We start from the raw sequence: 14,890 nt of genomic DNA on the forward strand, positions 1-14,890 counted from the left end.
TACTTTGTAAGCTTTAATTAATAGAACTATAAGGTTTAACGCCGTTCATGAAAAAAACAGTTATTTGGTTGATACTCTGCGTCCTTTTACTATCTAGTATTTTTCTTGCAAAGCAGGTTAAAGATGCCATTCATCAAGAAAATGACACACTAATCAAAGCGGCAATGGCAGAGCAACTCGATAAAATAAGCCATGACATCGTTAGCGCAATGACCCAATACAACTCTGGATTACATGGTTTATTGGCAGCGGTTAAAACCAATGGCTTTGACCAATTTACTTACGAAAAACAGCTGACTTACTTTAACAGTAGAGATTATCCCACAGAGTTTCCTGGTGCTCGCGGTTTTGGAATAATCAAATACGTTGAGCAAGAGCAGTTGTCTCAATTTTTAGCATCAGCGGCAGAAGAACGCCATGGAGCCTTTGAACTCAAACAGCTGAGCGCACCTAAAAATCCTTTATTCATCATCCAGTACATTGAGCCTGAGTCGGATAATGTTGCTGCTTTAGGCTTAGACATCGGTTCAGAACCAATTCGCCGAGTTGCCGCGCTAAAAGCAGCAAGTACTGAAAAGTCGCAATTAACAGGACCAATTACCCTAGTACAAGCAGATGAAAGGATTAAACATGGCTTTTTGTTACTGTTAGCGGTGTATGAAAAAAATGCAAATCAGACTGAAAAAAAATTGCAAGGGTGGGTATTTGCCCCCTTGCTTATTTCTGAAATAGTCGACGCTGTATCTGCGGTGAATGATGACTTGAAGATTGAGATAGCTGATGCCACCACCCAAAGCCACATCAATTTTTACACTTCATTAGTTAAAGAGTCAGAGCAGGATCCATTAAATACGCTTTACCAAGTTCAAACCTTGACTGAAGTATTTGGTCGTAATTGGCAAATTACAATCACGCCAAGTAAGGACTTTATCGCATCACTTTACCTAGACGACGCTGAACGCATTTTTTGGTTAATTGTAGTGTCTGTCTGTTTAATCATGCTGATTATTTACCTTGTATTGGAGTTCACTGCCGCTCGTTTACAAAAACTCAGAGAACAAGCTGCTTTTGCTAACGTGGTCAATAATGCTTCGGATGGCATTATTGGGGTCGACAGAAATTTTGCCATCGTACATTGGAATGCTGCAGCCAACAGTCTATTTGGTTTTACCGAGGCCAATGCCCGTGGTAAACCATTGTCAGCGTGGCTCACTGCTGGAATTTCAGCGGATAAACTCATTAATTATTTTAAAAAGGTGGCACAAGGCGAGTCTGTCAGACAAATCCATTTTGTTTATCAGTCACCCATCAGTCAGCGTGATAAAAAGCTCATTTTTAATATTTCTCCTTTGTTTCAAAAAAGAGAATTTTGGGGAGCCACCATCAACATCAATGACGTGACAGAAATCAATGAACTACAAAGTAAGTTAGAACTGACCAACAAAGAATTGAATCAAAAAGTTATCCACGCAACCGCGCAAATCAATAAACAATTGAGTTTTCAACACAGTATTATTGAAAGTGATAACTCTGCAATTATTGCCTTTGACAGTAAAGGCACCATATCGCTGGTCAATAACAGTGCCATTAAATTGCTGTCTTACACCGGCGAAGAACTTATTGGTAAAGAAAGTATCTTGCGACTTTTTAACCGTGATACTGTCATTGAAGCCTTTTCCGTCAACGTTTTGTCTGAACTTCAGTTTGAAGAAGCGATGAAAATCGCCATCGACAAACGACGCATTCCTCAGGTTAGTTTATTACGGCGAAAAAACGGCGAACAAGTCAAAGTCAAATTAACCATAGCGAGTTTAAACGAATCTGAAGGCTTCGTTTTAGTCGCCCATGACCTAAGCGAAAAACAATACCTTGAAAATAACATCGCTATTGTCAATGCCGCCATCGACAATGCTAAAGAGTTATTGTTGTGGATTAATATTGACGGCTCTATTTACAAAGCAAACCCTTATGCGCTTCAACGTCTAAATTACTCTGACCTCGCTTTCAAGCACCTTAAAATAAGTGATGTCGTCAACTTTAAAGCCTCGGGCTCTTGGGAGCGAGTGGTAAATGAAATATTAGATAAGCAGCAGTACACTTTTGAAGTTAATTTTAGAAATGCCAAAGGCGGCTGGTTACAAACACTGGTATCAGGCTGTGTTATTAACGTTGACGATCAACAATTAATTTATCTTGCAGCCAAAGATATTGCACAGCGAGTAAAGGAAGAAAACGAGCTTAAAACAGCATTAACCAAAGCAGATACCGCAAATAAAGCCAAAACCGAGTTTATCGCCAACATGAGTCATGAACTTAGAACCCCTTTAAATGCCGCCAATGGATTTCTGCAGTTGCTACAACAAAGTCAATTAGACGAGATTCAACATAAGCACATCAAACAAACTAAAATGGCTATTTCCTCTTTAACGCAAACCGTTGATGAAATTTTAGAAGTCACTTTTGCGGAGCAAAATCAGCTAAGACTGGAGCAAAGTGACTTTGTTTTGGATGAACTTTTAGCCGAAGTTGGCTTATTTTTATATGAAATGGCTGGCAACAAAGCATTAGAAATTCATTTTAAAGTGGCTCCAGATTTACCTATCGCCTTACACGGGGACAAAAATAAACTTAAGCGGATCTTACTCAATTTAGGTAGTAACGCCGTTAAGTTTTCTGATACTGGCGAAGTACTCATAGAACTTTCCGTCCCCAAAAATAACGGCTCTCATATTACCCTAGCGGTAAAAGTAAAAGATAGCGGCATTGGTATTAGCCAAAATAAACTCAATAATATTTTTGAAATGTTTACTCAAGCAGACAATTCATCAAATAGGCAATATGGCGGTTTAGGCATTGGATTGACGATTGCCAACCAATACGTCAATTTCTTGGGCGGTAAAATTGACGTTGCTAGCGAATTAGGCAAAGGCTCAGAGTTTCGTTTTAGCATTTTGGTTCAAGCCGCGACTCAAACAGAAAATGCCAAGTTGTCTTTTACCTCACAAGCGCCTATCAACGTGCTACTAGTGGATGACAATCAAACTAGCCTAAGTATATTAGGCGGCACAATGTCACAACTAGGTTGGCAGGTAACTAAGGCGCAAAATGCGGATGAAGCCTTAGCCGAGTTTCAATCAGCTATGGTACAACAGCGCACGTTCGATTTAGCCCTAATTGATTGGAAGATGCCGGGTGTGGATGGATGGAAACTAGCTGAACTGATTAGAAAAATGGCCCCCGTTGACAAGCTGCCTCTGCTGGTGATGGTCACCGCACACAGCAATGAAATGTTTACCCAAAATCACAGTAAAAATCCGAAGTTGCTGAACGGTTTTATTACCAAACCGGTTACCCGCGCTCAACTCATCAATGCGTTTTATGATGCAGTGGCCTCGAATAAGCAAACTGAGCAAGCGCCAAGCCATTCAACTAATCACAAACCGCTACTTAAAATGCGCATTTTAATTGTAGAGGATAATCCTACCAATCAGAATATAGCCAAAGCGCTTATTGAAAGTCAGGGAGCCACTACCACCCTTTGTAGTAGTGGCTTTGATGCCTTAACAGAATTAGAAAATAGTTTACTGCCCTTTGATGTGGTGCTGATGGATATACAAATGCCTGGGATTGATGGCTATGAAACCACCAAACGCATCCGAGATATGAATAAATTTTCCCTCTTGCCTATATTGGCAATGACTGCCAACGTCATGCCTTCAGATAAAGAAAAGTGTTTTGCTGTAGGCATGAATGGTCATATAGGCAAACCTTTTGAATTAAATGATGTCGTTAAACAAATTTTATTGACTACTAACCGATTTGAAAACACCCAGCAAGAAACTCCTAAGGGAAGCCCTGCATCCCCCCTTGTAAATCCTAAGGCCTGTCAATTTTGTGTGACCAAAAACATCAACATACAAGAAGCCTTAACACGTTTTAATCAGCAAGAATCTATCTATCTCAAATCACTTGAACTGTTTTTTACTGATCTTAAAAATTACTCACTGCAGTTTACTGACAGCAACGCCACCTTTGAGCAAACCAAACTTACCTTACACACGCTTAAAAGCACAGCTGGCGCTCTAGGATTCACCTCATTGACGGAACAAGCTAAACACCATGAACAACAACTGTTAAGTGATGGGCTTGAAAACTTTGTTATTGCAACATATTTTGAATTTTCAGCAGTGTGTGAAGAAGCAGCACAAACCACTGCACAACTGATGACATTGTTAAAGAGCGAACAGGAGCTGTTTTACTCCCCTCAAGATGAAGCAGAAGATTTCAAGGCCACCTACCAACAACTTAAAAAAGAGGTTGAATGCTTTAATATGCGGGCCATAGATACTTTTCAGAGCATATCAGGTACATTGTCCTCTCAATCATTGGACCTTGCTAGCGAGCTTATTGCCGTACTCAATAAACTCAATTTCAAAGAGGCTAAAACAATTCTGATGCGTTTCGATTCGATTTTAAATAAGGAATAGCATGCCTTTAGGAAAATTTAATGAGGATGCAGAAGTTGACTTAAGCCACAGTAAAATATTGGTGGTTGACGATCAACCGATCAATATTCAAACCGTTTACAACATCTTAGCTGAAGACTATGAGGTGTTAGCGGCCACCAGTGCTATCGATGCATTAGAAGTGTGCCAAGCCAATCCACCTGATCTCATATTGCTTGATGTATTAATGCCGGGAATGACAGGCTTAGAACTGTGCCAAATGTTAAAACAAAAGGTTGATACCAGAGATATCCCGGTAATATTCGTGACGTCCTTTAACGAACAAGAAGAAGAAGACGAATGCTGGCGCAGTGGCGGCATTGATTTTATTACTAAACCCGTCAACCCTATGACGGTAAAAAACCGAGTAAAAGCCCATTTAACCCTTAAATTTCAAAAAGACATCTTGTTAAAATTGGTTTACGTGGACGGCTTAACTTCTATTTTCAATCGGCGCTATTTCGATAAACATTTTGAAAAAATACGCAGCGAGGTCAAGCGTTCTCAGCGTGATACCGCACTATTGATGATAGACATCGATTATTTCAAACTGTTTAACGACAACTATGGCCATGTTGCCGGTGACGACACTTTAAAAAAAGTGGCATTAATTATTCAACGTTCGCTCAGCCGCCCCGCCGACTTTGTTAGTCGCTATGGCGGTGAAGAGTTTATTGCTGTTTTACCCGATACCGATATTGAAGGCGCAACAATAGTCGCTGAGCGAATTCGACAAAACGTCTTTAATGAAAAAATTGAAAATGCTCATTCACCGCAGCATTGTGTGAGTGTCAGTATCGGCATATCAACTATTTTAAACAGCGCAAAACATAACTGCGATGCCACAGAAGACGCAGATAAACACTTATACCTTGCAAAAAAATCAGGCCGCAATCAAATTCACTATCCAGCCACGGAATAATCACATTGGTAAATGCAACGCGCTTCAACGTTGCGTCTCGCATTAAACAATAGCGTCCACCGCAAATTTTGTATACATTTATCAATATGTATACAAAAAATCGATAACCATGTTTAAGAAATTGCTATCTGATGTAAGTCTACCCGCCATTAGCGCCGGCTTTATTGCGGTATTAGTAGGGTTTGCTAGTGCGATGGCCATTGTCTTTCAAGCCGCACAAGCTGCAGGTGCGAGTCAAGCAATGATTGTATCTTGGGTATGGGCCTTAGGCTGGGGTATGGGGATAGCCTGTATTGGTTTTTCACTGTATTACAAGCGTCCCATTATTATTGCTTGGTCAACCCCAGGGGCTGCGCTTTTAGCCACCAGTTTGACCAACATCAATATCGAACAAGCCATTGGTGTCTTTGTGTTTGTGGCCTGTCTGATGCTTATTACTGGCCTATCAGGTTTATTCGATACCTTGACGAAGCGCCTCCCTCTACCTATTGCTGGAGCCATGTTAGCAGGCATTTTATTGCAGTTTGGCTTGGGCATTTTCAGTGCATTAACAGCCAGCCCGTTGTTGGTTGGTATCATGTTTTTGGTGTTTATTGTGAGTAAACGGCTGCTGCCCCGATATGCCATTATGCTAGTACTATTAGCTGGGGTGGTTACCGCTTATTGGCAAAAAAGCTTACTTTTTGAGGTACTTGAACTGTCGTTAGCCAGCCCCATTTGGGTTACCCCTACTTTTAGCCTGAGTCATATTATTGGTATTGGCATTCCTTTGTATATTGTCACCATGACCTCACAAAATATTCCAGGTGTCGCCATATTAAAGTCCAATGGTTATGGTGCGCAGCCCATCTCACCACTGTTGAGTGGCACAGGTTTGATTAACCTAGTCTTTGCCCCCTTTGGTGGTTTTACCTTTAACCTTGCTGCAATCACTGCGGCAATTTGCACCAGCGAAGAAGCGCATCCTGACCCGCATAAACGCTACATCGCAGGCGTGTCGACTGGTTTTTTTAATATATTAGCTGGCATTGGCGGGGCAACCGTCGTCAGTTTGTTTGCCGCTTTTCCACAAGCCCTTATCGCTGCACTGGCCGGTTTAGCGTTGCTGAGCACCATTGGAAATAGTTTGGTGACAGCCACCGAGCAACCTCAATATCGAGACTCAGCGATGGTGACCTTCTTGGTGACGGCTTCTGGCGTGTCGTTTCTAGGTATCGCCTCAGCATTTTGGGGGCTGATTTTTGGTTTGTGCACCCATTTTGCCTTACGACAGTACAAGCGAGTTTAATATGCCTGACACCTCTATTATACAAAGCCTATACGCCAGACTTAAACAAGATATTCGGGAGCATAAATTACCTGTGGGGGTAGCACTCAAACAAGAAACCTTGGCGGGTCAATATGGAGTGAGCCGCATCCCCGTTCGTGATGTACTACAACAACTAAAACGAGAGGGTTGGCTGACTCAGTGTGGAAAAAGAGGGGTGATGGTTCAACCTTTAAGTATAGAAGAAGTGCAAGATCTGAGTTTGATGCGAGAATATTTAGAGCCATTAATATTAGAATATGCATTGCCCAATCTAACCAATCAACGTCTCGGTATGGCGGAAGACATAATGGTTTTACTTGATAGCCCTCACTTGAGCGTGGCTGAATATGGCGAGCTAAATTGGCAATTTCATGCCAGTTTATATCAGCCAGCTCAACGCCCTACCCTTTTTACCGTCATTGAAAATTTACATCAGCTTTGTTCACGCTATATTGGTTATCACGCCATAGAGCTGAAATACACCAGTACCAGCCAAGAAGAGCACCGCCAACTGCTTGCTGCTATTAAAAAATGCGACACCCTAAAGGCACAACATCTTTTGAAGTCGCATATTGCCAAGGCAAGTAAGCAACTAGTTGATTATTTAGATAAGGTCAAAGAGGTTTAATATTAGGAATGTAGTGGTTGTGACTGTGCCGAAAAAACACATTGCATTGTTCTAGCACCAGCTTGTCTTGTGTCTCGCTCACATAAGGATTCAACTCTATCGCCACAGGCAGTTGCCCTTTATTTTGTTCAGAGACCCTGAGAATCGCTAAGTAAAGCTGATATTTTTCACTCACATCTACTTTTGATGCAACCCACGGCATGCGTAAAATAATATCGCTTTTACACTTTGGTGCAGCAATCGGAAAGGCATTCTTGTCAATGGTGAGTGAAAACTGGCCGCCATTTTGACGAAATTCCGCTTCGCTGCTGTGCTCAATACCAGTCACATTTTTAGCCGTTAAGTTAAACATCAAGTGATAATAAGGCTTGCCATTTGCACCTAGGTTGATCACGAAAGGCTTAGCTGCTTGCGTTAAGACGACTGCCGTTTCAGGCTCAGTTATCGCAGAGCTACAAGCAAGTGCGCATAAGGATACAAAGCATGAACCCAGCAGTATTCTCAATTTAATCATTAGTCCTCGCTGCCCAGCACATAATGATGCCATTTTTCGATGTATTCGCTAGGCTTGCCTTTACCTAGAGGAGTATTGTAATACTGCTTCCAATAGTTGGCTTGCCCCTCAATATCACCCTGTTTAGGTAAGGCTTCAGATACACGCATATAATGTACTCTTGCCATGGCGGTGGCGTACTGATCATTGTTTTCTAGCTCATCATGTTTATCGGCATCAGGCGAGGATAAAAATGATGTCACCAGAGCGGCACGTCTTGCATTGTATTTTAAATAGTTATTCCAAATATCGTCATGGGTGGCTGGCTCCATTTGAAAATAACTGCGAGCGGGACCGTTGCCCATTTGGCGACGATATTTAAAATTAAGGCTCTCTTGCACAGCAGTACCGAGCAAAAGCTCTTCCGCAGCTAGGTTACTTGCATGCATTTTTTCCAGTACCGGTCTGATGACCTCGTGTTGAAATTTTATCGCTTTATTCATCATTATGCCCTGTTAAATTGGCTGACGTTAAATCCGATAACTTTCGTTACTGCTACTCAACAACAAGTGATTAAACTCAAAACTTAGAATAAAACAAAGTTACAGAATCATGATTGAGGCGGCATGACAAGTGCCTCAAAGTGATTAAATAATGAACTACAAGCGTCGCACTGCCTAGTACTATTTTTAATCACCTGTTGTACCAATAGTTTACAAGCCTTCACTGAACTGAAATTTATTTAGTGCGCTTTCAAGGGCGGCCATACCTGCTGGTAAATCGAGTTTTTGACCCAGTAAATTAAAACTGGCACCAAAGGCGTGCAAGGTTCTAAATAAATTATGTGCGCGGCACTGCTCGCCCATTTGTCCAATACGAACAATGTTCGGTCCAAATGAGCCGGATATTTCAACTTTAAATCGTTTGGACATGGTGCTGAGTAAGGCTTTAGACTCCACACCCCGTGGCATCGTAATACCCACAACGGAATTTAAACGCGCTTGAGGTTTAACATATAAGCTCAAACCCATGGCCTCTATCCCCGCTTGCAGAGCCTGTGAACAACGCAAATGACGATCGAACCGTACTGACAGTGTTTCGCTGCACACTAAGCGTAAAGCCTCATGAATAGCCAAGATGCCCGAGACAGGTGCGGTATAGTGATAAGACTTTTTGTACCAAAACTGATCGGCTAATTTAGCATCCAAACACCAATGTTTAAGTTGATCCTTGCGCTCCTCAATGTGCTGCCACGCCTTTGCAGAAAAACCGACCAAGGAGATACCGGGAATACACGACAAGCCTTTTTGTCCACCAGTAATCACTGCATCAACGCCCCACTCGTCCATATCAAATGCCATAGTACTTAAGGTACACACAGCATCAACAATCACTAAGCAATCATGTTGTTTGGCTATGGCGGCAATGGCGGCAAGCTCGTTGTTACACACCGTATTTGACGTCTCACCTTGCACGATGGTCAGTACCTGAGGTTGATGTTGAATAATGTATTGCTCAACACGTTGTGCGTCGGCACCTTCACCATCTTCTATGGCTAACTGTACAACTTCAGCGCCGACTCTTTGAGCCATTTGCGCCAAACGATGACTAAAAAAACCATTACAAATACTGAGTACTTTACTGCCAGGTAACACTAAGTTAACCACCGCCATTTCCATGGCCGCTGAGCCTGGGCCTGCAACACCTAAGATGCGCCCATCTTGGGTTTGAAACACATAGCGCGACATCACTTTAACCTGCTCGATGATATGTGCCATCGTATCACCCAGATGATTAATAACAATACCGTTAGCGGCCGCTACTTTGGCTGGAATAGGCACAGGGCCTGCTCCCATCATCAGTAGAGGTTCGTCTGGTAAAATATTATCTAAGGCTAAGATGTTGTTTGGCACCGCTATGCGCACAATGTTTCCTTTGGTGTTGATGGTATTTGCTCACCATCATAAGCCATTAGAAAATTCACTTACTAGTGAAGTGCCCCCACTCTTTATGCATAAGATATGCTTTGCTTCATTTTGCCCCATTGGGCATTGGCTTAATGCCTAGCTTGAGTCAGATCATTCAGAGCAGAAATGGCCTCTTGGGCTTGCTCACTCGGCACAAAAATATGATCGTGATAATAAGCGGCGACCACATTGGCACTGATGTTTGCATCCGCTAATGCCTTTGATACTGCTGCGGTTAAACCCACCGCTTCAAGGCTAGAATGCACGTTCAAAGTAATACAGCGGTAGATGCCCGAATAGTGTAATTGCGCAGCCTCTGCTTGTGATCTTTGCAAAATTAAGGTTGTCCCTTCTGACTCCTCAAACAGACCTTTAGGTGAGACGCCCAAACTCGATACCGTTTGAGCGTGAGCGACTGTACAAAACACAAACTCTTCGACTCCTAAGCTTGGTGCCATTGACGTCAATAACACCTTTAACTCTTTTTCGCCTGACATACTCACTCCTACTTTACAAAAATTTAAGACCCACTACGCCTGCTAATATCAAACCATAAAACACATAATGCTGTTTTAAGATAGGCTCTGAAAAAAAGCAGGAATTAAGAACAGATATACTGATCACGCCCACGCCCACCCATATGATATAAGCATGCCCGATGGCGATATCTCGCAGTGCTAGGGTAAATAAATAGAGACTTAACACCATACTAATGACGGCCAGCGCCACGTAAGGCGTTTTACTTAGTGAGTCAGATTGTTTCAAACCCAGCACCCAACCAGCTTCACATACACCAGCTAATAATAGAATAAACCAAGACATAGCTTGCCCCTTAGTTGATGGGGTCGTCCCCAGAAATTAAGGTTGTGTGGCCTGTGTACATACAACCAAAGGCCACTTGATGAGGTCGTCCTCACCACAACAAACTACCAGTCGAAGATAGCAAAAACTGGCCTTAAAAGCATGAAAAATTTGGGTTTATTCCACTCGCCTGTAAGCCAAGATTTGCCCAGTAAATGGGCTCAATTCGCCCTTGTTACCACAGGCTTTACGTTGGCTATGGCTAAAACCTAAGGCCACCATGGCTTTGCTAAAAGGAGCATGCATTTTACGGCCAGGGTCGACCAAAATAATCTCGCAGCTAGGCTTGGTGTGTAGGCTTATAAAATGGGTTAATAACGCGATATGTTGATGTTCGTATAAAACATCTGAACCAATAATGACATCAAACAGGCCTAAGCCTTTACGGTTTTCATCCCAAGCCGTACGCAAAAAAGGAATAGGCCGACCGCGATTTAAGCGTACATTGCTTGATAAAAACTCCCCTGCTAATGGATGAATATCCGTTGCGGTAATATCCGCGTGGCGAGAATTTAATAACAAGCTGGCTAGACCGATCCCACAACCCAGTTCAAGAATACGTTTGTTCTTAATATCAAAGTGTTGCATCTCGGTGGCTAATACCTCGCTCGACTCCCATACCACGCCAAACAGCGACCACTGGGCAGAAGAAATCCCCATGGATTCGGCTTCACCGAGATGATCACTGAACTGTTGTTTGTCGCGAAGCGTGCATAAATGAATATCCACCGAATCAAATTCAATGGTTTGATAGCGTACACGTAAAGGCATAAGTTTGGCTCGGTTAAAAAACGCAACTCGCCAGATTCAAGTAAGATCCGCTACGTAGGGAGGAACACTATAAAGCGTTTATCGCAATACCACTAATAAAGCGCGCAACTAAAAGCCAAAGCCCGTTGGCGTGATTAGGGGAATACCCCTTTGCTCGGTGCAATATACCCGTATTCACCACTGACGATAGCGACTTACTGCTCACGTTTGCCCCTCCTCTCACCTTTACCCGCATTTAACGCAATGGGCTGTAAAAGGAAGAATAAATGTAATAGGCTCAAGTTCATAAAAAAGCGAGCATAAGCCCGATAACAACAACGATTCTTTGACAGGAAAATCACTTACATGAACATCAATAAACGACAGTTTTTAAAAGTCAGTGGTGCAGCTATCGCATCCCTATCAATTCGCCCCGTGATGGCAAGTGGCGAAACTCAGACTCTACAAAATCAACGTGAGAATGTACTGAGATCCATCACAGATACAGTGAAACCCATCACGGTGGCCGAGCGTCAGAAAAGAATCGCCAAAGCTCAGTCACTCATGGTGAAACATAATATTGCCGCGTTGATATTAGAGCCAGGCGCAGCTATGGATTACTTTACGGGAATTCAATGGTGGCGCAGTGAAAGACTCACTGCGGTGGTGCTACCTCGTGAAGGTGACATTGCCGTGGTTTGCCCGTTTTTTGAAGAGCCCAGTATTCGTGAATCACTCAAAGTAGGTAAAGACGTCAGAGTGTGGCAAGAACACGAGAGTCCCTTTGCCTTAGTGAAACAAATTTTAGTCGACCGGGGTGTGGCCAAAGCCAATGGCAGTATCGCCTTCGAGCACAGCGTGCGCTATTTTGTGTTAAAAGGGGTCATGGAACTGGCCAACGATATGGTTGATGTTCGGGCCGAGCCGGTTACGTTGGGCTGTCGTATGTACAAATCGGCACATGAACTGGCGCTGATGCATAAAGCCAATGAAATTACCCTTGAGGCATATGCCCATGTATGGTCAAAACTTGAGTTGGGTATGAGTCAAGACGATGTCAAATCGTTAATGTCGGCGGCCCAATCGCAATTAGGCGGCAGTAGCGTATGGAATATGGCCCTGTTTAATGAAGCCAGTGCTTATCCGCATGGTACACGTCAGAGTCAAACGATCCGCGAAGGCTCAATTGTATTGATGGACTGTGGCTGCGCGGTAGAAGGTTATCAATCTGATATCAGCCGTACTTTTGTTGTTGGTGAGCCCAGTAAGCAACAAACAAAAATTTGGAACACCGTACGCCAAGGGCAAACCATCGCTTTTGAAACCGCACAACTTGGAGTGGCTGCCGGCAAAGTAGACGATGCTGTGCGCCAGTATTATGTATCTCAAGGTTTGGGGCCTGAATATAAACTCCCCGGATTGTCGCATCGCACAGGGCACGGTATCGGTATGGAAGGCCATGAAAGCGTGAACTTCGTGCACGGCGAAACCGCCTTACTCAAAGCAGGTATGTGCTTTTCTAACGAGCCTGGTATTTATCTTCCAGGCGACTTTGGCGTGCGCTTAGAAGACTGCATTTACATGACCGAAAAAGGCCCGCAGTGGTTTACCGTACCACCTGAATCACTGACCTCGCCCATCGGTAAACTTGCCGCCTTAGTCAACGAATAACACGAGTCCATCATGAACATAAAAACCTGCAGCTTACTTGGCGTATTAGCCCTTACAAGTAGCCAAACCTTGGCTGATGCTAATCGCGATTTTAGCGCTTTATTGGCGAAACATTGGCAAAACGCCCAACAAGAAAAAGTCTTTTTTCGCACGGATCCAGACGCTTGGAAACCCGAGGGTAAACTTGCCCAGTGGTCTCCTCAAGCCATGGCGAGGCGTGATGCCTACAACAACGATATACTCAAGGCGCTAAAGACGATACCCAAGGGAGAGTTAGACGCTGACAATCAAATGAGTTACCGCTTATTTTTGTATGAGCGCGAAACCGAAAAGGCCAGTTACACTTACCAAGACAAATACTTTCCCATCAATTTTTTAAGTGGCTGGCACACCTATTTTGCTGAAGCACCTGCCAACATGGCTTTTTTAAACGCCGCTGATTACGACAACTTTTTGATCAGCCTGACTGACTATCCGCGCTTTAATCAAGAGAATATCGACTTGCTCAAAGCTGGGGCATTAACGGGTTTTGTGCACTACTGCGAAAGCTTTAAAGACTATGGCGACAGCATCAAGCTGCATATTGTGGATAGACCACAAGACAGCGCGTTATTTGAGCCTTTTACTCGTATGCCAGCCAACTTCAGTGAGCAACAGAAACAAGCTTATATTGCTCAAGCAAAAAAAGTCATCAACGATGCAGTTGTACCTGCTTATCAGCAGTTTTATGACTATTTTCAAGATGAATACATGCCGCAGTGCCGACCACAAGCGGGTATTGGCAGCGTTAAAGGTGGTGATGAGTATTACGCATACACCGCCAATTACTACACCACTACAACTCTCAGTCCTAAAGAAATTCATGAGCTGGGTGTAAATGAAGTAGGACGTATTCAGCAAGAAATGGATGCCATCATTCAACAAGTGAAATTTGCAGGAAGCTATGCCCAATTTTTACAATTTTTAGCTACAGATCCGCAATTTTATGCCAGTGACCGCCAAGACGTGCTTGAAAAAACCGCCTTTATCACACAAAAGATGTACGGTAAATTACCCGCCTTTTTTGGTCACTTACCGCGCAACACTTTTACCATCAAAGGCTCTGCTTCCAGAGGTGCGTTTTATATGCCGCCACCGGATAACCGAAGCCCTGGCACCTATTTTTTGAGCGCTGATCCCAAGCAACAACCCTTGTACAATCTCGAAGCCTTAAGTTTGCACGAGGCGGTTCCTGGCCATCATTTACAAAACGCCATCGCCCAAGAATTAAACGTGCCTGAGTTTCGCCGTACCTTAAATCATTCCGCCTTTTCTGAAGGTTGGGGCCTGTATTCAGAACGTTTGGGTAAAGAAGCGGGCTTTTATCAAAACCCTTACAGCGACTTTGGCAGGCTCGGTTATGAAATGTGGCGCGCAGTCAGATTAGTGGTTGATACGGGTATTCATGCTTTTGGCTGGACTCGTCAGCAGGCGGTTGATTATTTAGCGGCTCGCACCGCACTGACTGAAAAATCGGTTAATGATCAAATCGACCGGTACATCAGTTGGCCAGGCCAAGCACTGGCCTACAAAATTGGTGAAATTAAGATACGCCAGTTGCGCGCCAAAGCAGAAAAAGCACTAGGTAATCAATTCGACTTACGGGCATTTCATGACACTGTGATAGGTCAAGGCTCTTTGCCTATGGATGTATTAGATGACGTGATTGATGAATGGATAACGAAGGAATTAAAACAAGCTAAATAAAAACAGCGCCTAGGCTTACCTACCTAGGCGCAACTATA

At 43.3% G+C, this 14,890-nt stretch carries 12 protein-coding genes; 6 read left to right on the top strand and 6 right to left on the bottom strand.

Annotated elements, in window-relative coordinates:
- Window positions 1-47: 47 nt before the first annotated feature.
- From NWQ57_RS12700 to NWQ57_RS12715, 4 genes are all read left to right on the top strand, one after another.
- Window positions 48-4,487: a response regulator gene (locus tag NWQ57_RS12700; RefSeq protein WP_306022519.1), complete on the top strand. Its 4,440-nt coding sequence runs from the start codon at window positions 48-50 to the stop codon at window positions 4,485-4,487.
- Between the two features lies 1 nt (window position 4,488).
- A complete protein-coding gene (locus NWQ57_RS12705) occupies window positions 4,489-5,427 on the top strand; it encodes a diguanylate cyclase (RefSeq protein WP_306022520.1) in 939 nt (312 codons plus the stop codon).
- A gap of 109 nt (window positions 5,428-5,536) precedes the next feature.
- Complete coding sequence (locus NWQ57_RS12710) at window positions 5,537-6,715, top strand: benzoate/H(+) symporter BenE family transporter (protein ID WP_306022521.1); 1,179 nt, start codon at window positions 5,537-5,539, stop codon at window positions 6,713-6,715.
- 1 nt (window position 6,716) lies between these two features.
- Window positions 6,717-7,364, top strand: coding sequence for a GntR family transcriptional regulator (locus tag NWQ57_RS12715; RefSeq protein ID WP_306022522.1), 648 nt, complete (start codon window positions 6,717-6,719; stop codon window positions 7,362-7,364).
- Here the strand turns inward: NWQ57_RS12715 and NWQ57_RS12720 are convergent.
- From NWQ57_RS12720 to NWQ57_RS12745, 6 genes are all read right to left on the bottom strand, one after another.
- Window positions 7,351-7,878 (bottom strand): hypothetical protein, encoded by a 528-nt coding sequence (locus NWQ57_RS12720; protein ID WP_306022523.1) that lies wholly within the window; start codon window positions 7,876-7,878, stop codon window positions 7,351-7,353. The genes NWQ57_RS12715 and NWQ57_RS12720 overlap by 14 nt on opposite strands.
- On the bottom strand, window positions 7,878-8,360 hold the full coding sequence (locus NWQ57_RS12725; protein WP_306022524.1) for a hypothetical protein: 483 nt from the start codon (window positions 8,358-8,360) through the stop codon (window positions 7,878-7,880). The genes NWQ57_RS12720 and NWQ57_RS12725 overlap by 1 nt, the downstream gene beginning before the upstream one ends.
- 210 nt (window positions 8,361-8,570) lie before the next feature.
- The gene (locus tag NWQ57_RS12730) at window positions 8,571-9,782 is read right to left on the bottom strand and encodes an alanine--glyoxylate aminotransferase family protein (protein ID WP_306022525.1); all 1,212 of its coding nucleotides are present in this window, start codon (window positions 9,780-9,782) and stop codon (window positions 8,571-8,573) included.
- A gap of 131 nt (window positions 9,783-9,913) precedes the next feature.
- The gene (locus NWQ57_RS12735; RefSeq protein ID WP_306022526.1) at window positions 9,914-10,321 is read right to left on the bottom strand and encodes an ACT domain-containing protein; all 408 of its coding nucleotides are present in this window, start codon (window positions 10,319-10,321) and stop codon (window positions 9,914-9,916) included.
- A gap of 13 nt (window positions 10,322-10,334) precedes the next feature.
- The gene (locus NWQ57_RS12740; protein ID WP_306022527.1) at window positions 10,335-10,646 is read right to left on the bottom strand and encodes a multidrug efflux SMR transporter; all 312 of its coding nucleotides are present in this window, start codon (window positions 10,644-10,646) and stop codon (window positions 10,335-10,337) included.
- A gap of 156 nt (window positions 10,647-10,802) precedes the next feature.
- A complete protein-coding gene (locus NWQ57_RS12745) occupies window positions 10,803-11,456 on the bottom strand; it encodes a methyltransferase (protein WP_306022528.1) in 654 nt (217 codons plus the stop codon).
- Between the two features lie 351 nt (window positions 11,457-11,807).
- On the opposite strand from NWQ57_RS12745, the gene NWQ57_RS12750 reads away from it, so the two are divergent.
- Together NWQ57_RS12750 and NWQ57_RS12755 are read left to right on the top strand one after the other, a co-directional pair.
- Window positions 11,808-13,106, top strand: coding sequence for a M24 family metallopeptidase (locus NWQ57_RS12750; RefSeq protein ID WP_372340921.1), 1,299 nt, complete (start codon window positions 11,808-11,810; stop codon window positions 13,104-13,106).
- Between the two features lie 12 nt (window positions 13,107-13,118).
- Complete coding sequence (locus NWQ57_RS12755; protein ID WP_306022530.1) at window positions 13,119-14,852, top strand: DUF885 family protein; 1,734 nt, start codon at window positions 13,119-13,121, stop codon at window positions 14,850-14,852.
- Window positions 14,853-14,890: the final 38 nt, after the last annotated feature.

This window comes from Paraglaciecola sp. (assembly GCF_030730205.1).
Taxonomy (GTDB): domain Bacteria; phylum Pseudomonadota; class Gammaproteobacteria; order Enterobacterales; family Alteromonadaceae; genus Paraglaciecola.

Bases quoted from the DNA above. Each gene is read 5' to 3' on its own strand.
- NWQ57_RS12700 (WP_306022519.1), top strand. From the start codon at position 48: ATGAAAAAAACAGTTATTTGGTTGATACTCTGCGTCCTTTTACTATCT.
- NWQ57_RS12705 (WP_306022520.1), top strand. From the start codon at position 4,489: ATGCCTTTAGGAAAATTTAATGAGGATGCAGAAGTTGACTTAAGCCAC.
- NWQ57_RS12710 (WP_306022521.1), top strand. From the start codon at position 5,537: ATGTTTAAGAAATTGCTATCTGATGTAAGTCTACCCGCCATTAGCGCC.
- NWQ57_RS12715 (WP_306022522.1), top strand. From the start codon at position 6,717: ATGCCTGACACCTCTATTATACAAAGCCTATACGCCAGACTTAAACAA.
- NWQ57_RS12720 (WP_306022523.1), bottom strand. From the start codon at position 7,878: ATGATTAAATTGAGAATACTGCTGGGTTCATGCTTTGTATCCTTATGC.
- NWQ57_RS12725 (WP_306022524.1), bottom strand. From the start codon at position 8,360: ATGAATAAAGCGATAAAATTTCAACACGAGGTCATCAGACCGGTACTG.
- NWQ57_RS12735 (WP_306022526.1), bottom strand. From the start codon at position 10,321: ATGTCAGGCGAAAAAGAGTTAAAGGTGTTATTGACGTCAATGGCACCA.
- NWQ57_RS12740 (WP_306022527.1), bottom strand. From the start codon at position 10,646: ATGTCTTGGTTTATTCTATTATTAGCTGGTGTATGTGAAGCTGGTTGG.
- NWQ57_RS12745 (WP_306022528.1), bottom strand. From the start codon at position 11,456: ATGCCTTTACGTGTACGCTATCAAACCATTGAATTTGATTCGGTGGAT.
- NWQ57_RS12755 (WP_306022530.1), top strand. From the start codon at position 13,119: ATGAACATAAAAACCTGCAGCTTACTTGGCGTATTAGCCCTTACAAGT.